At 59.2% G+C, this 20,260-nt stretch carries 13 protein-coding genes; 4 read left to right on the plus strand and 9 right to left on the minus strand.

Annotated features, from left to right (window positions below; all coding sequences use genetic code 11):
• Positions 1–100 precede the first annotated feature (100 nt).
• Both guaB and guaA read left to right on the plus strand, forming a co-directional pair.
• Positions 101–1,570: an IMP dehydrogenase gene (guaB, locus tag ACMXYH_RS06295; RefSeq protein WP_123368331.1), complete on the plus strand. Its 1,470-nt coding sequence runs from the start codon at positions 101–103 to the stop codon at positions 1,568–1,570.
• A gap of 93 nt (positions 1,571–1,663) precedes the next feature.
• Positions 1,664–3,241, plus strand: coding sequence for a glutamine-hydrolyzing GMP synthase (gene guaA, locus ACMXYH_RS06300; RefSeq protein ID WP_046054681.1), 1,578 nt, complete (start codon positions 1,664–1,666; stop codon positions 3,239–3,241).
• A 79-nt stretch (positions 3,242–3,320) separates the two neighbouring features.
• Here guaA and ACMXYH_RS06305 read toward each other — a convergent pair whose 3' ends face one another.
• From ACMXYH_RS06305 to ACMXYH_RS06315, 3 genes are read right to left on the minus strand one after another with little or no spacing between them, the layout of a single operon-like run.
• Entirely contained in the window at positions 3,321–3,905 is a 585-nt protein-coding gene (locus ACMXYH_RS06305) for a hypothetical protein (protein WP_415766609.1), read from the minus strand.
• Positions 3,902–6,403 carry a membrane-targeted effector domain-containing toxin gene (locus tag ACMXYH_RS06310; RefSeq protein ID WP_415766610.1) on the minus strand — a complete coding sequence of 834 codons (2,502 nt, stop codon included), beginning with the start codon at positions 6,401–6,403 and terminating at the stop codon, positions 3,902–3,904. The genes ACMXYH_RS06305 and ACMXYH_RS06310 overlap by 4 nt, the downstream gene beginning before the upstream one ends.
• A gap of 47 nt (positions 6,404–6,450) precedes the next feature.
• Positions 6,451–9,576, minus strand: coding sequence for a membrane-targeted effector domain-containing toxin (locus ACMXYH_RS06315; RefSeq protein ID WP_415766611.1), 3,126 nt, complete (start codon positions 9,574–9,576; stop codon positions 6,451–6,453).
• Positions 9,577–9,823: 247 nt separating this feature from the next.
• Between ACMXYH_RS06315 and ACMXYH_RS06320 the strand changes: the two genes are divergently transcribed.
• Both ACMXYH_RS06320 and tadA read left to right on the plus strand, forming a co-directional pair.
• On the plus strand, positions 9,824–11,200 hold the full coding sequence (locus tag ACMXYH_RS06320; RefSeq protein WP_129438138.1) for a multicopper oxidase family protein: 1,377 nt from the start codon (positions 9,824–9,826) through the stop codon (positions 11,198–11,200).
• Positions 11,200–11,697 (plus strand): tRNA adenosine(34) deaminase TadA, encoded by a 498-nt coding sequence (tadA, locus tag ACMXYH_RS06325; protein ID WP_415766612.1) that lies wholly within the window; start codon positions 11,200–11,202, stop codon positions 11,695–11,697. Before ACMXYH_RS06320 ends, tadA begins: the two co-directional genes overlap by 1 nt.
• A 144-nt stretch (positions 11,698–11,841) precedes the next feature.
• Here tadA and cmoB read toward each other — a convergent pair whose 3' ends face one another.
• The 6 genes from cmoB to ACMXYH_RS06355 all read right to left on the minus strand — a co-directional run bounded on the left by cmoB (position 11,842) and on the right by ACMXYH_RS06355 (position 20,088).
• Positions 11,842–12,798: a tRNA 5-methoxyuridine(34)/uridine 5-oxyacetic acid(34) synthase CmoB gene (cmoB, locus tag ACMXYH_RS06330; protein ID WP_415766613.1), complete on the minus strand. Its 957-nt coding sequence runs from the start codon at positions 12,796–12,798 to the stop codon at positions 11,842–11,844.
• Positions 12,795–13,538, minus strand: a complete 744-nt coding sequence (gene cmoA / locus ACMXYH_RS06335) for a carboxy-S-adenosyl-L-methionine synthase CmoA (protein ID WP_054613634.1) — start codon at positions 13,536–13,538, stop codon at positions 12,795–12,797. Before cmoA ends, cmoB begins: the two co-directional genes overlap by 4 nt.
• Before the next feature lie 189 nt (positions 13,539–13,727).
• Positions 13,728–14,363: a lysoplasmalogenase gene (locus ACMXYH_RS06340; RefSeq protein WP_415766614.1), complete on the minus strand. Its 636-nt coding sequence runs from the start codon at positions 14,361–14,363 to the stop codon at positions 13,728–13,730.
• Positions 14,364–14,365: 2 nt separating this feature from the next.
• Complete coding sequence (locus ACMXYH_RS06345) at positions 14,366–14,758, minus strand: protease inhibitor I42 family protein (protein ID WP_415766615.1); 393 nt, start codon at positions 14,756–14,758, stop codon at positions 14,366–14,368.
• Between the two features lie 205 nt (positions 14,759–14,963).
• Complete coding sequence (gene lon, locus ACMXYH_RS06350) at positions 14,964–17,381, minus strand: endopeptidase La (protein WP_415766616.1); 2,418 nt, start codon at positions 17,379–17,381, stop codon at positions 14,964–14,966.
• A 295-nt stretch (positions 17,382–17,676) separates the two neighbouring features.
• Positions 17,677–20,088 carry a glucose/quinate/shikimate family membrane-bound PQQ-dependent dehydrogenase gene (locus tag ACMXYH_RS06355; RefSeq protein WP_415766617.1) on the minus strand — a complete coding sequence of 804 codons (2,412 nt, stop codon included), beginning with the start codon at positions 20,086–20,088 and terminating at the stop codon, positions 17,677–17,679.
• Positions 20,089–20,260: the final 172 nt, after the last annotated feature.

Raw genomic sequence — 20,260 nt, forward strand, 5'->3', positions numbered from 1 at the left:
ATATCAGTAATGCTAATAATAGACAGAGTTTTACATTGAACCCGAGGGGGTGTCTGACTATAATGGCGCGCTTCCATTTTCCCGCTCGGGAGCCCCCGCGATGCTGCGTATCAGCCAAGAAGCTCTGACATTCGACGACATTCTCCTAGTGCCCGGTTATTCCGAGGTGCTTCCTAACGAAGTCAGTCTCAAGACCCGCCTAACCCGTGGCATCGAGCTGAATATTCCTCTGGTTTCTGCCGCCATGGACACCGTTACTGAAGCCCGTCTGGCAATTGCCATGGCTCAGGAAGGTGGCATCGGCATTATCCACAAGAACATGACCATCGAGCAGCAAGCTGCCGAAGTGCGCAAGGTCAAGCGTTATGAGGCCGGCGTGGTCAAGGACCCGATCACCATCGAGGCTGACGCCACGGTTCGTGAACTGTTCGAACTGACCCGCATGCACAACATCTCCGGCGTTCCGGTTTTGCACGATGGCGACCTGGTCGGCATCGTCACTTCCCGTGACGTGCGTTTCGAAAACCGTCTGGACGCCACCGTCCGTGAAGTGATGACGCCTAAAGAGCGTCTGGTCACGGTCAAGGAAGGCGCCGACAAGAACGACGTCCGCGAGTTGTTGCACAAAAACCGCATCGAACGCGTGCTGATCGTCGACGACAAATTCGCCCTCAAAGGCATGATGACCGTCAACGACATCGAAAAAGCCAAGGCTTACCCGCTGGCCAGCAAGGACGACCAAGGTCGTCTGCGTGTTGGCGCTGCTGTCGGTACCGGTAAAGACACCGGTGATCGCGTAGCCGCCCTGGTCAATGCCGGCGTTGACGTGGTGGTGGTCGACACCGCTCACGGTCACTCCAAAGGTGTGATCGACCGCGTTCGCTGGGTCAAACAGAATTTCCCTGAAGTGCAGGTCATCGGCGGCAACATCGCCACCGGCGCTGCCGCCAAGGCTTTGGCCGAAGCAGGCGCCGATGCAGTCAAGGTCGGTATCGGCCCAGGCTCTATCTGCACCACCCGTATCGTCGCCGGTGTCGGCGTCCCGCAAATCAGCGCCATCGCCAACGTCGCCGCTGCCCTTGAAGGCACTGGCGTTCCGTTGATCGCCGACGGCGGCATCCGTTTCTCCGGTGACCTGTCCAAGGCCATCGTTGCCGGTGCTTCCTGCGTGATGATGGGCTCGATGTTCGCCGGTACTGAAGAAGCACCGGGCGAGATCGAACTGTTCCAGGGTCGTTCGTACAAGGCTTACCGTGGCATGGGTTCGCTGGGCGCCATGTCCCAGGCTCAAGGCTCCTCCGACCGTTACTTCCAGGACTCTTCGGCAGGCGCCGAGAAACTGGTTCCGGAAGGTATCGAAGGGCGTGTTCCTTACAAGGGCACCCTGAGCGCCATCATCCATCAACTGATGGGCGGCCTGCGTTCCTCGATGGGTTACACCGGCAGTGCCGACATCGAAGAAATGCGCACCAAGCCTGAGTTCGTGCGGATCACAGGCGCCGGTATGGCCGAGTCCCACGTTCACGACGTACAGATCACCAAAGAAGCGCCAAACTACCGCGTAGGTTGAGCCTTCCAGCAATAAGTTAAGTAACCGGGGCTGTTTTCAGCCCCGAGTTGTTTCTGATTCTCTTCACCGAACTGCATAGACGAGACTGACCACATGGCCCTCGACATTCACGCTCACCGCATCCTGATCCTCGACTTCGGTTCCCAGTACACCCAGCTGATCGCCCGCCGCGTGCGTGAAATCGGCGTGTACTGCGAACTGCATCCGTTCGATATGGATGAAGACGCGATTCGCGAATTCGCTCCAAAAGGCGTCATTCTCGCCGGCGGCCCCGAGTCCGTGCACGAAGCCAACAGCCCTCGCTGCCCGCAAGCGGTGTTCGACCTGGGCGTACCGGTCTTCGGTATCTGCTACGGCATGCAGACCATGGCTGAACAGCTGGGTGGCAAGGTTGAAGGTTCCGAACTGCGTGAGTTCGGTTACGCCCGTGTTGACGTGGTCGGCAAAAGCCGCCTGCTCGACGGCATCGAAGACCACATAGACGCCGACGGCCTGTTCGGCCTCGACGTCTGGATGAGTCACGGTGACAAGGTCACCAAGATGCCTCAGGAATTCCACATCCTGGCCAGCACCCCAAGCTGCCCGATCGCTGGCATGTTCGACGATGCTCGTGGCTACTACGGCGTGCAGTTCCACCCGGAAGTGACCCACACCAAGCAGGGCGGTCGCATCCTGTCGCGCTTTATCCTCGACATCTGCGGCTGCGAAGCCTTGTGGACGCCTTCGAAGATTGCTGAAGACGCCATCGCCAACATTCGCGCCCAGGTCGGCACCGACAACGTACTGCTCGGCCTGTCCGGCGGTGTGGACTCCTCGGTGGTTGCCGCGCTGCTGCACAAAGCCATTGGCGACCAGCTGACCTGCGTCTTCGTCGACAACGGCCTGCTGCGTCTGCACGAAGGCGAGCAAGTGATGGCCATGTTCGCCGAGAACATGGGCGTCAAGGTGATCCGCGCCAACGCTGAAGACCAGTTCCTGAACAACCTGGCTGGCGAAAGCGACCCAGAGAAGAAGCGCAAGATCATCGGCCGTACCTTCATCGACGTATTCGATGCCCAGTCCAACAAACTGGACAACATCAAGTACCTCGCCCAAGGCACCATCTACCCGGACGTGATCGAGTCGGCTGGCGCCAAAAGCGGCAAGGCTCACGTGATCAAGTCGCACCACAACGTGGGTGGCCTGCCGGAAGAAATGAACCTCAAGCTGGTTGAACCCCTGCGCGAGCTGTTCAAGGACGAAGTCCGTCGTCTGGGCCTGGAACTCGGCCTGCCGTACGACATGGTCTACCGTCACCCGTTCCCGGGCCCGGGTCTGGGCGTGCGGATCCTCGGTGAAGTGAAGAAGGAATACGCCGACCTGCTGCGTCGCGCTGACCACATCTTCATCGAAGAACTGCGTAAAGCGGACTGGTACCACAAAGTCAGCCAGGCATTCGTGGTGTTCCAGCCGGTGAAATCGGTTGGAGTGGTCGGCGATGGCCGTCGTTACGCCTGGGTAGTTGCCCTGCGTGCCGTGGAAACCATCGACTTCATGACCGCTCGTTGGGCGCACCTGCCTTACGAACTGCTGGAAACCGTCAGCGGCCGCATCATCAACGAAATCGAAGGCATCTCCCGCGTCACTTACGACGTGTCGAGCAAGCCGCCAGCGACGATTGAGTGGGAGTGATCCCGCGCTAGCCTTGATGGCTTGATCGCAGGTAACTGAAAAGGCCGTGTGAACACTGTTCACACGGCCTTTTTGCGTTTTAGACGCCGGGTAGTCGGACGGGGGTCATGCCCATTCTGTGCAGCGCTGAACTCAAGCTCGCTGTGGTTGGAAAGCGTCGACCGCTGATCTGCCAGGCATCCCGTTCGACGTAGTACCCACCTGCATCATGCTTGATGGGCGTTCGAACGAGTTTGCCACGGGTGATGATGCCGTTACTGGTGATGACTCTGTTGGTGAGGGTTCTGCTGCGGTGCACCAGCAATGGTTCGCCGGTACTGGTGCTGAGGGTGTACATGCCAGAACTGGGTAGCCCATCCTCCAGCCTTTGCGCCAGGATCACGCTTTTCGGCGTCGGGATTTGCAGCAACAAGTCATTTTTGGCAAAACCGGCCGCTTGCCCCGGGCGCGCCTCGTCGGCCACCCCCGGGTCGACCTTGATACTGCCGAGCTCATCCGGGCTCACGCTTTCAATACGCAGCCCGATGCTGCCTTCAAGTTCGCTGACACCCTCCACGCCGGCATAGGTATTGGCGTGGCTGTTCCCGACCAACGCCACCCAGCGATGCGCGCCTCTGGCTGTCTGGTCGGCGCCGATGACTTGTCGGGCGAAAAAATTCATCATTTTTTGTCGAAAATTATTAGCTGCCCCTGAATGCCGGCGCTGCGGTAACTGGCCAGACAGTCGATGGCCTGAACGCGAATATGGTTTTTTTGCGCCGTCCTGACCACTTGCTCAAAGGTGAATTGTTCGCTGGGGTCAGTCGAAAAACCTGCGTCAAGGTCCTTGAGATAGCTTTCCAGATCCTCGGACATCACTCCGGTCCTGTTGAATACATCCAGGTCAGCCTGATGGAAATCGGTCAACAGATGCTCCATGTACAGGGTTTTGACTTTTTGTTTGCGCAGCACGCTCATGTTCTCGACCAGAAACTGTTTGCTGCCCACGCTATCGTGACTTTCACCGATGACCAGGCTCTGTGACCGCTTGAAAAGGGTCTTGATGATGTCCTTGAGCTTTGCATTCGGGAGGAAGGATGGAATGTTTGGCCTGGGTGGCAGCTGTGGTTGCGGTAGCGAATAGAAGCTCACGGCGTCGTCGTGCAGCGTTCGGCGCAGTTTTTTGAAGGCTTCCAGTTCATCGTCCGTACTGTTTGGATTGACAAAGCCGTCCTTCAAGTCCCCTTTCATGGCCGTCCCGTTGGCCGCACGTTTGAGGGCGGGCCTGATGTCCGGTGGAACATCGTATGCAGTCGCCGGTGCATCGAAGTCCGGGAGTGGCGGCTCGGCTCTGGAAAACAATTCGGTAAACAAGCCACCACCGGCCAGACCGGGGCGTGTAACGGGGATCCATTCACCGGCTTCGTTCAGACGCACGGGTATGTTGCGGTAGAAAGAGTAAGGGTTGCCCGGGTCAATGATTACCCAAGTCTTCAGTTCGTTGATGTAGCGCACCAGGTAGAAACTGTCACCCATGGCAATGTAGTTACCGCCGGTTGCGGGTTGATAAATGCCCTGAAATTTACCTTCATCACTCACCGGGAAGTCGCCGTCGAGAACCTCATTGGTTTCAAAGGGCGCCAGTATGTCCATATCGGAGGGGCCGGTAGCATCGGCGTCGACGGAGAGGGAGGGCATCGCGGGTGTTTCTACTTCTGTCTTGGACGCTTCCCCGGAGGCAAGCGCCTCTTCTGTCTCGGCGGCCTCTGCAATCTCGGCGGCCTCTGCCAGTTCAGCTGCGCCACGCAGAAATGGCAAATTAAACAGCACATCCACACTGCCAAAAATGGCAGCTTTGACAGCCGCCTTGCGTTCCATTGGAGTAGTGCCGTTGATGGCCTGGTCGATGTGAAGCCCTACATTGGCGATGCCAGCGCCGATGACGACAAGCGCTGCCGGCCATGCAAGGGCGGCCATCGGCCCGAAGGTGTGGTTGAAGGCATTGAGATAGCCTATCCACAGCTTTTTCCTGATCTCGCCATTGGTGTGCAGCAGGAAGTCGGCGTCGCTGCCCATGCGCTCATGGGTCGATTGGTTCAGGTGGGTGAACGCATCACCGGAAATCTTTTCGCCTCGGTAGTGCAACAGATGATAGTCGGCGACGTTATGTTCGCTGGGCAAAACGTCATACGCATGGGTGAGTCCGACATTATCAATTGGCGTTTCTTCAAACGCGTGGATGATCAGGCCGATGCCGCTAAAGTTGGCGAGCTTATGTCCCAGTGAGGTTGGCCTTTCCTGAAGAATGTCGCGCTCCTCCTGTTTGAAGTGCATCAGCATGCGTTCGCGGCCTTCAGCGTCCTTGACCTCATCGACCAGCCATTGGTGCAACTCCTCGACATTGTTAAAGCAGTAAAATCCTCTGGGTTGGCCCGGAATGTAAAGAATGTTCAGGTCACTGTCGTCGGTGATGCTCAGGATGTCTGTCGACTCGAAGTGGTCAATGCAAAACTTGCGAGTGGATAAACCGTGCCCCGTGGGAACTTCGTCCATCAGCATTTGGCGGGTGAACGGTCGGTTCACATTTCCGACGACAGCCCTGAGCACGATAGTGAAGTGTTCGCGTGTCAGGTGTCCCTTCTCGTAGTCGTCGATGGCCTTGGCGATGAAGGTGCACTTGGCCAGTGCGCGGAAGTTGGCGCTGTGTTTTTCCCAGAACGCCGTGACAGCCGTCTTGTAACGGTCGCTGAAGTTGATGTCCCAGAAGGCTTTCAGCGCATCCCTGGCGTGCAGGCGAACTTCGTTGGTTTCGTCGTAGTTTTCGGCATTGCCATCGGCGCAATAGAAGCCGCTGTCGGCGTCCAGAAGGTCGGCGTTGTCCTGGTCGTGCACACTGAAACGCTGCATGACCAGTTGCGGGAAGGTCATCGACTCCCTGGGTTTTTCAAACACGTGTTGCCAACCGGTAAAGGTCTTCGAACTGCTTTGCGCGGCACGGAATCGGTGCCAGTAGACCTTGTCGGGCTCGATGTCGGTGATGTTGTGCTGGAGCAGAATATCTTTGGCGACCTGATACGCCATGGCGTACATATCGGGACAATCGGTAATCAGATCGGGGATCAGGGCCGCGAGCGCCAAGGCATCGGCGGCGTCGGGCAGGAGCGTGTCTTGAGTATCGTCCATGATGTCTTCCTTGAATTAAGTGAGTGCAATTGCTGCTACAAAACGGGTCAAGTGGGAATACGCGTTGCCAGCCTCAGTCCTGAGTTGTTGAGTGAGCGCGACAGCGCGTCAATGCTGGGGAAAGGCACACCGTTTTGCGGCCAGGTTGACCGGTGTACTACATAGTCGCCATTGGCAAGTCGCTGGACGGGCGTACGGGTGATCAGTTTTTGTCTGTTTTGGTGGAGCAGGGTGTAGTCGCCTGCGTTCTTCTCGAACAGATACTTGCCGGGTACATTGAGAAGCTTTTCCGTTTGCCGCTCAGTTCTGATTACCGGTGGTGCTTCAATTTGTAGGCGAAGGTCTGCATAAAACATCTCGGAAGTACCGCGCATTGTTTCGTGCTGGAGGATGGGGCCACGATCGATCTCGATGCCGGGATCCAGGGTAATGCCCAGGCTTTGGCCAGGATCGACCTCTTCTATTCGCAAGCCGATCCCCCCGCGCAGCTCACTGATGCCTGCCATCCCCCGGAAGGTATTGGTATTTTCCACTCCCGTTAAAACCACCCATTTCCCAGGATGGTTCAACGTGGTGTCAGCCTGCATGATCTGGTTCGTCAGGCTGTTGCTCATCATTTGCTCTTCAATCAGCCGGTCGGGGATTGGTTTTTTAAGGGTTACCGAGTTATCGATTGCCTGGACCCGGATATTGTTCTGTTTTGCGCTCTTGATCAGTTCCAGTTCGTTGAAACGTCCGGCAGGGTCCTGACCGATACTGATCAGGTAGTTTTTCAGATCTTCGGACATGTCCCCCGATTCGAAAAAGCTGTTCAGATCCTGCTGGGCAAAATCGTTGAGCAAGCCTCGCATGTAAATCGTGTTCACCCCTCGTTGAGCGAACTCGTGCATGTTTTCAATCATGAAACGCAGGCTGGTAATGCGGTCCAGGGTTTCACCCACGACCAACCCAGGGCTCACCTCGAACACGCGTCTAATCAGTTCGGCAATGCTAGTGGGCTCGTCGACGGTAAATAACATTGGCCGAGGTGGCAGTTCGCTCCACTTCAACTCATTGAAGAACCGACCGGAGTTGTATCGCAGATTTCCGAGTTTGCGGCTGAAGTAACGGGTGTAGGAATCTTCTATTGTCACTATGTTGTTAATGCGCACCATGCGCACATGAGTGTTTTGCAGATTCAGCGCCCAGGCTCTCAGCGCGCGATTGGAGTGAGGATCCGCATCGTAAAGCGTTACCACGGGGCGCAGGCGCGCCGGTACGCGGGCTCCTGTCGAGGTGCCTGCCTGTGGCGTAGCTCCCCCGGAGGTGTTTCCTGTTTGCGCGGAATCGCCGCTGCTCGGTCCGGGTTTCGGTGTCGCCGGTTTGGAGAGGTTTTTACCCCCGCCCCTCAAACCGCCGCGCAGGATCATTTCCCACTCGTTCTGTTCATTCAGGCGAACGGGGATGTTGCGGTAAAACGAATAGGGATTGGAGGGGTCGATGATTGCCCAGCACTTCAGTGGATTGTTGTAGCTCACCTGGAAAAAACGGTCCTCCATGAGGATGTAATTACCTCCGCTACTGGGTTGATAGATGCCCTTGTACTTACCGTCGTTACTGATCGGGAAATAACCGTCAAGTACCTCATTGGTGTCAAACGGGGCGAGGATCTGGGTGTCGGTCGGCCGTGCTTTGGCAATCGGCACAGGCAGCCTGGGCGGTGGCGTCAGTGCGGTGTCTGTCTTGGCAGCAAGCGCCTCTTCGGTCTCGGCGGACTCGCCCAGTTCGGCCGCGTCTGCCAGTTCAGCGGCACCCCACAGGAACGGCAAATTGAACAGGACATCCACACTGCCAAATATTGCAGCGGTGACGGCGGCCTTGCGCTCCATCGGAGTGGGGGCGTTGATGGCCTGGTCGATCTGCAATCCGACATTGGCGATGCCGGCACCGATAACCACCAGCGCCGCCGGCCATGCGAGCGCGGCCATTGGCCCGAAGGTGTGGTTGAAGGCGTTGAGATAGCCAATCCATAGTTTTTTCCTGATCTCGCCGTTGGAGCGCAGGAGGAAATTGGCGTCGCTGAGCATGCGCTCGTGGGTGGACTGACTGAGATGGCTGAAGGCATCACCGACGATTTTTTCGCCACGGTAGTGCAGCAAATGATAATCCGCGACGTCATGTTCGCCGGGCAAAACGTCATAGGCATGGGTGAGGCCGACGTTATCAATCGGCGTTTCCTCGAACGCGTGGATGATCAGGCCAATGCCGGTGAAGTTGGCGAGCTTGTGCCCCAGCGAGGTCGGCCGTTCCTGCAAAATGTCGCGCTCTTGCTGTTTGAAGTGCATGAACATGCGTTCACGGCCTTCGGCGTCCTTGACCTCATCGACCAGCCATTGGTGCAACTCCTCGACCTTGTTGAAGCAGTAAAACCCCCTGGGTTCTCCCGGAAGGTAGAGGATGTTCAGGTCGTGCTCGTCGGTAAAGCTGAGGATGTCGGTCGACTCGAATTGATCGATGCAGAATTTGCGGATGGTCAGACCGCTTCCCGGTTGCGCCTCGTCCGTCAGCATTGTTCGAGTCAGTGGCCGGCTAGCGTTGCTGGCGGCGGCTCGCATGACCAAGGTGAGTTGATCACCGGACAAATAGCCGCTCTCATAGCTTTCAATGGCTTTGGCGATGAAAGTGCATTTGGCCATGGCTCGAAAATCGGCACTGTGCTGTTCCCAGAACGTGGCGATGGCAGTCTTGTAGCGGTCGCTGAAGTTTATGTCCCAGAAGGCTTTCAGCGCATCCCTGGCGTGCAGACGGACTTCATTGGTTTCATCGTAGTTTCCGGCATTGCCATCGGCGCAATAGAAGCCGCTGTCAGCATCCAGAAGGTCAGCGTTGTCCTGGTCGTGCACACTGAAACGCTGTATGACCAGTTGCGGGAAGGTCATCGACTCCCTGGGTTTTTCAAATACGTGCTGCCAGCCGGTGAAGGTCTTCGAGCTGCTTTGCGCGGCACGGAATCGGTGCCAGTAGATCTTGTCGGGTTCGATGTCGGTGATGTTGTGCTGGAGCAGAATGTCTTTGGCAACCTGATACGCCATGGCGTACATATCGGGGCAGTCGGCGACCAGGCCGGGGATCAGGGCGTGGAGCGCCAATACGTCGGTGGCGTCGGGCACGAATGTGTCGTTGGGATCGTCCATGATTCACTCTTTGAAAGCGGGTGGAAGGTCGCTCACTATCTCAAGAAAGGTCAGCTCGATCTGTAGGCCGTCGGGACGATAGCCGTGGCTGTTTGCGCAGGCGTTGAGTAGGACATCGAGCCTTGTCAGGTAGCCCCCGCCCTGCGGCCCATGGTCGCGTTGCTCTTACTGTTTCGCAGTTGCAGGTGTATCGTATTCGCCTTTTGCGGGCTCAGGCCTGCCGCTTTCAAGTGAGGTAGTCGCGTTCATGTCCTTTACCCGTCGCCAAATCCTCGGTGGCCTGGCCGGTCTTGTTGTCGTTGGCGTCGGAGCGGGGGGCGCGTCGCGGTATTGGTTGGGCAAGATGGCCGACGCCGATGCGGGCCACGACTACGAGCTGATCGCCGCACCGCTGGACGTCGAGCTGGTAGCCGGGCACAAGACCGAAGCCTGGGCGTTCGGCCCGTCGGCGCCGGGCACCGAGTTGCGGGTGCGTCAGGGCGAATGGCTGCGGGTACGTTTCATCAACCACCTGCCGGTGGCGACCACCATTCACTGGCACGGCATTCGCCTGCCGCTGGAAATGGACGGCGTGCCCTACGTCTCGCAGCTTCCAGTGCTGCCGGGCGAATACTTCGACTACAAATTCCGCGTGCCCGACGCCGGCAGCTACTGGTATCACCCGCATGTGAACAGCAGCGAAGAACTCGGTCGCGGGCTGGTCGGCCCGTTGATCATCGAAGAGCGCGAGCCTACCGGCTTCAAGTACGAAAAGACTGTGAGCCTCAAGAGCTGGCACGTCGATGAAGAGGGCGCTTTTGTCGCGTTCAGTATTCCTCGCGAAGCGGCCCGTGGTGGCACGGCGGGGCGCCTGTCGACCATCAATGGCGTCTCGCAAGCGGTGATCGAATTGCCCGCCGGGCAGATCACCCGGGTGCGCCTGCTCAACCTCGATAACACCCTGACCTACCGACTCAACATCCCTGGCGTCGAAGCGCAGATCTACGCGCTGGACGGTAACCCCATCGAGCCGCGGCCACTCGGCAAGGAGTACTGGCTCGGCCCGGGCATGCGCATTTGTCTCGCGATCAAGGCCCCGCCGGCCGGTGAAGAGCTGTCCCTGCGCAACGGACCGGTTCGCCTTGGCACGTTCCGTTCGGTGGCGAACACCGATGCACCGACCGAATGGCCGCCCGCGCTGCCCGCCAACCCGGTGGCCGAACCGGACCTGGCCAATGCCGAGAAACTCAACTTCAATTTCGAATGGGTAGGCTCGGTGTCGGTGAATGTCGACAATGGCAAGCCGCCGAGCCTGTGGCAGATCAACGGCAAGGCCTGGGACATCACCGATAAAACCTGCGCCGACCGCCCGATTGCCAAGCTCGAGAAGGGCAAGAGCTACATTTTCGAATTGAAAAACATGACTCAGTATCAACACCCGATTCATCTGCACGGGATGAGCTTCAAGGTCATCGCCTCGAACCGGCACAAGGTCATACCGTACTTCACTGACACCTACTTGCTGGGCAAGAACGAACGCGCGCAAGTGGCGCTGGTGGCGGATAACCCTGGGATCTGGATGTTCCACTGCCATGTGATCGATCACATGGAAACCGGCCTGATGGCCGCCATCGAGGTGGCCTGATGCGTCAGATACGTCCCGCAGTGATCATCGACCGCAGCCGAGATCGTGACTTCATGCGCGAAGCCCTGACCCTGGCCGCCCAAGGCGCGGCGCTGGGTGAAGTGCCGGTGGGCGCGGTGCTGGTACAGGACGGTGAAATCATCGGTAGGGGTTTTAACTGCCCGATCAGCGGCAATGACCCGAGTGCTCACGCCGAGATGGTCGCGATCCGCGCGGCGGCGTTGGCCGCCAGCAACTATCGTCTGCCCGGCAGCACGCTGTACGTGACGCTTGAGCCGTGCAGCATGTGCGCCGGGCTGATCGTGCATTCGCGGATTGCGCGGGTGGTGTATGGGGCGCTGGAGCCGAAGGCCGGGATTGTGCAGAGTCAGGGGCAGTTTTTTACCCAGGGATTTTTGAATCACCGGGTGCTGTACGAAGGCGGAGTGTTGGCCGAGGAGTGCGGGGCGGTCTTGAGCGAGTTCTTCAAGGCCCGAAGAGCCAAACCAACAGACTAAACACCGTCCCCTGTGGGAGTGAGCTTGCTCGCGATGGCGGCGTGTCAGTCAACGATGATGTTGAATGTTGGTCCGCTATCGTCGGATCGCCGCCCGGACCAAGCTCGCTCCCACAGGTTTTTCTGGTGTCTGGAAGATCGGGTTTTACTTGCGGGCCACGATGACGGCACGCATCGGCGCCGGCAGCCCTTCAACCGTCTTGCTGTGATCTTCCGGGTCAAGGAAATCGCTCAACGACTGATACTTCATCCACTCCGTCCCGCGCTGTTCCTCGACCGTCGTCACGCTCACGTCCACACAGCGAACATCCGTGAACCCGGCGCGACGCAGCCACAGCTCCAGCGCCGGTACCGACGGCAGGAACCACACGTTGCGCATCTGCGCATAACGGTCTTCCGGTACCAGCACCTGCTGCTGATCGCCCTCGATCACCAGCGTCTCCAGCACCAATTCACCGCCCTTGACCAGGCAATCCTTCAGCGCCAGCAAATGCTCGATCGGTGAACGACGGTGATAAAACACGCCCATGGAAAATACGGTGTCGAAGCCTTCCATGTTCGACGGCAGGTCTTCGAAGGGAAACGGCAGGTGCCAGGCATTGGGTTCGGACAGGTAACGCTGCACCGCCTGGAACTGACAGAAGAACAGCCAGTTCGGGTCAACACCAATCACACTGTCGGCACCCGCACCGAGCATGCGCCACATGTAATAGCCATTGCCGCAGCCGACATCGAGGATGCGTTTACCCTTCAGATCCAGATGCGGTGCAACCCGCGACCATTTCCAGTCGGAACGCCATTCGGTGTCGACGTGCACGCCAAACAGGTCGAACGGCCCTTTGCGCCAGGGTGACAAACCCATCAGCGCGGTGCGCATCTGAGCACGGGTTTCGTCGTCGCAATCGGTGTCCAGCGTCAGACCGTTGAGCAAATCAACTTCGCTCGGCTGAATCTTCGGCAAAGCGTCCAGCGCACTCTGCCAACGCTCCAGATCGCCGTGACCCTTTTCCATTTTCTTGTCGAGTTGACGCTGCAGAGTGTTGGCCCAATCGGCCAGCGGTGTGCCAGCCAAGCGGCGGGCGAGGGGGGACAGATCAATCATGGCAAGGCAATCAACGAGGCAAAGTTAAGACACTGGAACCACGGCACGACTTTCGAGAACCCGGCGGCCAGCAGGCGCTCGCGGTGTTCTTCGAGGCTGTCGGGCTTCATGACGTTTTCGATGGCGCTGCGCTTCTGGGCGATTTCCAGTTCGCTGTAGCCGTTGGCGCGTTTGAACGCGACATGCAGGTCAGTGAGCAGCGCATGTTCTTCGAGGTCGTTGAAGCGCAGCTTCTCCGACAGAATCAGCGCGCCACCGGGCAACAGCGACTGGCGGATACGCGAGAGCAATGCGGTGCGCTGCTCCGGGGCGATGAATTGCAGGGTGAAGTTCAGCGCCACCACCGAGGCGGGCTGGAAGTCGAGAGCGAGGATGTCGCCTTCGATCACTTCAACGGGCAGCAACTCCTGGAACATCGAGTCCTGACCGTTGAGGTACTCGCGGCAGCGTTCGACCATCGCCGCCGAGTTATCCACAGCGATGACGCGGCAGCCGTCGGTGCGTACGTGTCGGCGCAAGGCCTGGGTCACGGCGCCGAGGGACGAACCCAGGTCGTAAAGCACGCTGTTTGGCTGGGCGAACTGCGCGGCGAGCACGCCAAGGTTTTCAACGATGGTCGGATAGCCCGGCACCGAGCGCTTGATCATGTCCGGGAACACCCGCACCACGTCCTCGTTGAAGGCGAAGTCAGGCACCTGGGCCAAAGGCTGGGCGAAAAGGCGATCGGGTTCTTTGCTCACGGCGGTTCCAGCGGCTTAGGTGGAAAAGGCTGGCATTTTAGCCAAATTGACGGGGGGATGCGCGGGTTGTCTGATAAACCACCTGACAGGATCCAAGGTCTGCTTCTTCAGTGACACCGCTATCGCGAGCAAGCTCGCTCCCACAAGTACAGCGCTATCCCTGTGGGAGCGAGCTTGCTCGCGATGAATTCAGCGCGGTTTTTGGCCGAACGCCGACGCCGTGATGCCCCATTGCCCCAACCAATAGCTGAGGATTATCACGTAAGGCGCGGCATGAAACGGCGCGACGAATCGATTGATGCCAATCACGCTGTCAGAGAACACAAACGCCACCGCACCTGCCGCCGCCAGCAGCGTCGAACGTTTGGGCACTTCGGTCCCGAGCCGAGCCAGCGCCCGCCAGAGCATCGCGCTAATGGCCAACCCGTAAACAATCACCGGAATCAGTAACGGGCCCAGTCCGTGGGAAATCAAAATCCCCAACAGTACCGCGCCAACACCCAAGGCAATCACCAATGGCAACAGCGCCAACCGCCGGCAATCGCTCAAATAGGCCTTCAGATACGCCAAGTGGGCAACCAAAAACGCCCCAAGCCCGAACACAAACAAATCCACCGGCCACGCCAGCAACACATCGCCGAGCAGGGAGAAAATCAATCCAAGGCTGATCCAGCGCCGATATTCGCTGGGCGGTGCGTCGTGCAACCAGCCGAGCAATGCCAGAACCGGCAATGGCTTGACCAGCAGGCAGAGCAACGCAGCATGCACGCTGACGCCGTAGAGGAACGTCACCGCGCCCATCAGCGCCAGAATCAGCCAGCCCACGATCAGTTAACCGAGATTGCGCAGTCGAAGGTTTCCACTGCCGGTACTTCCGGTGCCCAGGGTTGTGAGTAGGTCAGGCGCAAACGGCCCGTGCCAGCGGCGAAGGACTGGAAGCGCCAGGTCGAGAGGCCGGCGCTGCCAACGATCCCCGCGTCTTGCGGGTTGCTGTAGACCTCGGGGCTGAGCGCGCGCAATACGCCACCGGCCGAATCCTGGATAGCCCAGCGATAACCCGTGGTCGGGTTGCTCGGCAGGGTCAGAATCAGGTTTTGCCCGCTGTTCAGTTTTATCGGGCATTCGCTTTGTTTTTCCACGGTCACGTTCTGTTTCGGTTGCGTGGCGCACGCGGCCAGCAAGGAGAGGGCGAGGGGGACAAACAGGCGGGTGGGGGACATAAGGTCAGTGGCTCCGGCATTCACGACGAACGGCGAGCATAACTGAAGATGAGACAAAGTGTGACGGCAACGCCTGAGGTGGCCGAGAGTTGAGCGTCGTCAGTGCCGACGTCTTCGCGAGCAAGCTCGCTCCCACAGGGGACAGTGATAAACCTGTGGGGGCGAGCTTGCTCGCGATGGCGGTCGTATTGTCGCTACATCACCGTCAGAACAATATCTTCGCCACATCCGCAAAGCGCTTGGCGAAATGCACGGTAATCCCTTCCTTCAGATAATCCGGCAATTCTTCAAAGCTACCGCGGTTTGGCTCCGGCAGAATCAATTCGAAGATCTTCTGCCGCCGCGCCGCAATTACCTTTTCGCGCACGCCGCCAATCGGCAGTACATGCCCGGTCAGCGTCAGTTCGCCGGTCATGGCGATGCCTTTTTTAGGCGCCTGGTTTCGGGCGAGCGAGAGCAGGGCGCTGGCCATGGTCACGCCGGCACTCGGGCCGTCTTTTGGGGTGGCGCCTTCCGGGACGTGCAAGTGAACGAAAGCTTCGTCGAAGAACTTCGGATCACCGCCAAACGACTTCAGGTTGGAGCTGACGTAGCTGTAGGCGATTTCTGCCGACTCTTTCATCACGTCACCCAATTGCCCGGTGAGTTTGAAACCACGGTTCAAGGTGTGAATGCGCGTGGCTTCGATCGGCAAGGTCGCGCCGCCCATGCTGGTCCAGGCGAGCCCGGTGATGACCCCGGTACCTGACAGCACTTGCTCGTTACGGAACACCGGATGGCCGAGTGAGGACTCGAGGTCTTTCGGGCCGAGCTTGATCACCGCTTTCGGCTCGTCGATCAGTTTCACAACGGCTTTGCGCACCAGTTTGCCCAGTTGTTTTTCCAACTGCCGCACCCCCGCTTCACGGGCGTAACCGTCGATCAACGCTTTGAGGGCGCTGTCGCTGATGCTCAGGCTGCCTTTGGACACGCCGGCCTTTTCCAGTTGCTTGGGCCACAAGTGACGTTTGGCGATGGCGATTTTTTCTTCGGTGATGTAACCCGACAGGCGAATAATTTCCATCCGGTCCAGCAACGGGCCGGGGATCGAGTCCAGGGTGTTGGCGGTGCAGATGAACAGCACTTTCGACAGGTCCAGACGCAAGTCCAGGTAGTGGTCGAGGAATTCGACGTTCTGTTCCGGGTCGAGGGTTTCCAGCAGCGCCGAGGCCGGGTCGCCCTGGTAGCTTTGGCCCATCTTGTCGATCTCGTCGAGCATGATCACCGGGTTCATCACTTCGACATCTTTCAACGCATGGACGAGTTTGCCCGGTTGCGCGCCGATGTAGGTGCGGCGGTGGCCCTTGATCTCGGCTTCGTCGCGCATGCCACCGAGGCTGAAGCGGTAGAATGGCCGACCGAGGGATTCGGCGATGGATTTGCCGACACTGGTTTTACCTACGCCCGGCGGGCCGACCAGCAGCACGATGGAGCCGCTGATCTCGCCTTTGTAGGCCCCGACGGCGAGGAACTCGAGGATGCGGTCCTTGATGTCGTCGAGGCCGGCATGGTGTTTGTCCAACACCTTGCGTGCGTGCTTGAGGTCTAGTTTGTCCTCGCCGTACACGCCCCACGGCACCGAGGTTGCCCAGTCGAGGTAGTTGCGGGTGACCGCGTACTCCGGCGAACCGGTCTCGAGGATCGACAGCTTGTTCATTTCCTCTTCGACGCGTTTTTGCGCCTGGGGCGGCAGAACCTTGCCTTCCAGGCGCTGTTCGAACTGCTCGATGTCAGCGCTGCGGTCGTCCTTGGTCAAGCCCAGCTCTTGCTGGATGACCTTGAGTTGTTCCTTGAGGAAGAACTCGCGCTGATGCTCGCCGATCTTGCGGTTAACTTCGGCGGAAATCTCTTTTTGCAAACGCGCGACTTCGACTTCCTTGCGCAACATCGGCAGGACTTTTTCCATGCGCTTGAGCATTGGCACGCAGTCGAGCACTTCTTGCAGGTCGCTGCCGGTGGCCGAAGTCAGTGCGGCGGCGAAGTCGGTCAGCGGCGACGGATCGTTGGGGCTGAAGCGGTTGAGGTAGTTCTTCAGCTCTTCGCTGTACAGCGGGTTGAGCGGCAGCAGTTCCTTGATCGCATTGATCAGCGCCATGCCGTAAGCCTTGACCTCGTCGGTCGGCTCGGTGGGCTGGTGCGGGTATTCGACTTCTACCAGGTACGGCGGGCGATGGTGTTTGAGCCAGGTGCGGATGCGCACGCGAGTCAGGCCTTGGGCGACGAATTGCAGTTTGCCGTTTTCGCGACTGGCGTGATGCACCTTGACCAGCGTGCCGTAGAGCGGCAGGGCGGAGGTATCGAAATGGCGCGGATCTTCCTGGGGCGTGTCCATGTAGAACAGGGCCAGGGAGTGGTGATCGGATTTGCTCACAAGATCCAGCGTTTCAGCCCACGGTTCTTCATTGACGATGACCGGCAGCACTTGGGCCGGGAAGAACGGGCGGTTGTGGATCGGGATGATGTAGACCTTGTCCGGCAGGTTCTGGCCTGGCAGGGCGAGGCCTTTGCCGGTGGAGGGGTGTTCGGCGTTCTCTGGGTCGGCGTATTCGCTCGGGTCTTCGGGGAATTCTTGCTGGTCGCTCATGGGGCACCTGCGCAATTGGGTATGGGTGTTAGATGGGGCAGGTGGGGGGTGGTTTCAATGGCTTGGGATATTTCTGGGTGTGTGTTCAGGGTTTGGACAGGTGTGTTTGACTTGGCGGCCTGTGGGAGCGAGCTTGCTCGCGATGACGGAGTGTCAGCCGACATTGATGTTGAGTGTTAAACAGCCATCGCGAGCAAGCTCGCTCCCACAGGGGATGTGCGGTGTGACGGGACAGCGGCCATAAAAAAGGCGACCCCCTCACAGGAGTCGCCTTTCCTTTAACCGCCGCTACAACTTACTCGGACAGTTTGTACGCAATCACGTAGTCACCCTGCTTGGTGCCCAACGAACCGTGACCGCCGGCAACAACGAGCACGTATTGCTTGCCGTCCTTGCCGGTGTAGGTCATCGGCGTGGTTTGCGCGCCTGCTGGCAGGCGGCCTTCCCACAACTGCTTGCCGTTTTTCACGTCGTAGGCGCGCAGGTATTGGTCGAGGGTGCCGCTCAGGAAACCAACGCCGCCAGCAGTGACGAAGGTGCCGCCCAGGCTAGGCACGCCCATGCTCAACGGGATCGGAACCGGCGAGCTGTCGCGCACGGTGCCGTTTTTGTGTTTCCAGATGATTTTGCTGGTGGTCAGGTCGACCGCCGCCACATAACCCCAGGCTGGCGCCTGGCACGGCAGGCCCAATGGCGAGAGCAGGGGTTCGAGGATGACGCCGTATGGCGCGCCTTTGTTTGGCTGCACGCCTTCGGTTTCGCTTTTACGCGGGCCTTGGGCAGCGATTTCGGCGGCCGGGATCATTTTCGATTTGAACGCCATGTAGTCCGGGTTCATGAAAGCAATCTGACGCACCGGGTCAACCGAGATGCCGCCCCAGTCGAACACGCCGAAGTTGCCTGGATACACGATCGAACCTTGCAGCGATGGCGGCGTGAACGGGCCGTCGTAGCGCATGGATTTGAAGTCGATCCGGCAGATCAGTTGGTCGAACGGGGTGACGCCCCACATGTCGCGCTCTTGCAGCGGCGGCGGCATCAGGTTCAGGTCGGATTTCGGTTGGGTTGGCGAGGTGTGATCACCTTCCACCGAGCCCTGCGGTACAGGCACTTCGTTGATCGGCACGATCGGCTTGCCGGTGCTGCGGTCCAGCACGTAGATGCTGCCTTGCTTGGTGGACGCGAGTACCGCTGGTTTCACACCGTCTGCGGTTTTCAGGTCCATCAGGGTTGGCTGGCCACCGACGTCCATGTCCCACAGGTCATGGTGGGTGAACTGCATGTGCCAGCGCACTTGGCCGGTGGCGATGTCGAGGGCGGTCAGGCCGGCGGCATGCAGTTCCGATTCTGGCGTGCGATCGCCACCGAACTGGTCCGGGGTCTGGTTGCCCATCGGCAGGTAAAGCATGCCGAGTTTTTCATCGACGGCGAACATGGACCACATGTTCGGCGAGTTGCGGGTGTAGACCTTGCCTTCGGCAATCGGCGTGGTGTCGTCCGGGTTGCCGCTGTCCCAGTTCCACACCAGTTTGCCGGTGTGCACGTCGAACGCGCGGATCACGCCGCTTGGCTCGTCGGTGGAGACGTTATCGGTGACGTGGCCGCCAATCACCACCAGGTCTTTTGTGACCGCTGGAGGTGAGGTGGAGTAGTAACCGCCCGCAGTGAAGCCGCCGATGTTGGCGCGCAGATCAACCTGGCCCTTGTCGCCAAAGTCTTCGCACATTTTGCCGGTGTCGGCGTCGAGGGCGATCAGACGGGTGTCGGCCGTCGGCAGGAAGATCCGGCGTGGGCAGACGCTGCTGACCGGCGCAGGGTTGGCGGTGCCGGTCGGGCTTTGCTCGGAGGCGTAAGCGGCGTCATCGTGATACGTCACGCCACGGCAGGTCATGTGCGCCCAACCCTTGAAGTTCGCCGCGTTTTGCGTGGAGAGCTTCGGATCGAAACGCCAGATTTCCTTGCCAGTGTCCGGGTCCAGCGCGATCACCTGGCTGTGCGGCGTGCAGACGTAGAGCATGCCGTTGACTTTCAGCGGGGTGTTTTCGGCAGTGGTTTCACCCGGGTCGTTCGGCCCTGGCAGGTCGCCAGTGCGGTAGGTCCAGGCTGGAACGAGCTTGTTCGCGTTCTGCGGGGTGATCTGTGCCAGTGGCGAGTAACGGTCGCCATGGGCGCTACGGCCGTAGGAATTCCAGTCACCGTCGGGCATGGCCGGGGCGGTGTTGGTCATGCCCGGCACGCTGTCGCGGTCCAGTTGACCTTTGATTTCACCCGGATTGGTGAATTGGCTGGCCAGCGCAGCAACGCCCGCCAGCACCACGGCCACGCTCAGCGCGCCGGTGCCCATCGGCGCAGCGCCTTCACGCAACAGCGGACGGCGGCACCACGGCAGCAACATGACGATGCCCAGCGCAAACAGCATGGCCAGACGCGGCACCAGTTGCCACCAATCGAGGCCGACTTCCCACAAAGCCCAAACGGTGCTGGCGAACAGCACCAGCGCGTAGAGGCCCAGCGCAGAGCGGCGGGCAGCAATCAGCAGCCCCCCGGTCAGCGCCAGGCCGATACCGGCCAGCAGGTAATACAGCGAGCCGCCGAGCATGCTCAGCTTGATCCCCCCGGCCAGCATGGCCAGGCCTATTAGCAGAAGCAGGATACCGAGCAGGCTCGGCAGCAGACGGCTTCGACTCAAAGCACCATCAGTGCTCATAGTGTGGTTCTCCGTGACGTTTTAAGTAGTTCCGCGCAAGTTCACTGTAGATGACGATCCTGTGCGGGCAGGGTTCATGTAAAAAGTGTTTGGACGCCGCATTCCCTGTGGGAGCGAGCTTGCTCGCGATGGCGGCCTCGCATTCAGCATTGATGTCGACTGACACTCCGCC

It is taken from the genome of Pseudomonas frigoris (genome assembly GCF_047758635.1).
Lineage (GTDB): Bacteria > Pseudomonadota > Gammaproteobacteria > Pseudomonadales > Pseudomonadaceae > Aquipseudomonas > Aquipseudomonas frigoris.

Coding starts and splice junctions, on each gene's coding strand:
- guaB (WP_123368331.1), top strand. CDS start 101: ATGCTGCGTATCAGCCAAGAAGCTCTGACATTCGACGACATTCTCCTA.
- guaA (WP_046054681.1), top strand. CDS start 1,664: ATGGCCCTCGACATTCACGCTCACCGCATCCTGATCCTCGACTTCGGT.
- ACMXYH_RS06305 (WP_415766609.1), bottom strand. CDS start 3,905: ATGATGAATTTTTTCGCCCGACAAGTCATCGGCGCCGACCAGACAGCC.
- ACMXYH_RS06310 (WP_415766610.1), bottom strand. CDS start 6,403: ATGGACGATACTCAAGACACGCTCCTGCCCGACGCCGCCGATGCCTTG.
- ACMXYH_RS06315 (WP_415766611.1), bottom strand. CDS start 9,576: ATGGACGATCCCAACGACACATTCGTGCCCGACGCCACCGACGTATTG.
- ACMXYH_RS06320 (WP_129438138.1), top strand. CDS start 9,824: ATGTCCTTTACCCGTCGCCAAATCCTCGGTGGCCTGGCCGGTCTTGTT.
- tadA (WP_415766612.1), top strand. CDS start 11,200: ATGCGTCAGATACGTCCCGCAGTGATCATCGACCGCAGCCGAGATCGT.
- cmoB (WP_415766613.1), bottom strand. CDS start 12,798: ATGATTGATCTGTCCCCCCTCGCCCGCCGCTTGGCTGGCACACCGCTG.
- ACMXYH_RS06345 (WP_415766615.1), bottom strand. CDS start 14,758: ATGTCCCCCACCCGCCTGTTTGTCCCCCTCGCCCTCTCCTTGCTGGCC.
- lon (WP_415766616.1), bottom strand. CDS start 17,381: ATGAGCGACCAGCAAGAATTCCCCGAAGACCCGAGCGAATACGCCGAC.
- ACMXYH_RS06355 (WP_415766617.1), bottom strand. CDS start 20,088: ATGAGCACTGATGGTGCTTTGAGTCGAAGCCGTCTGCTGCCGAGCCTG.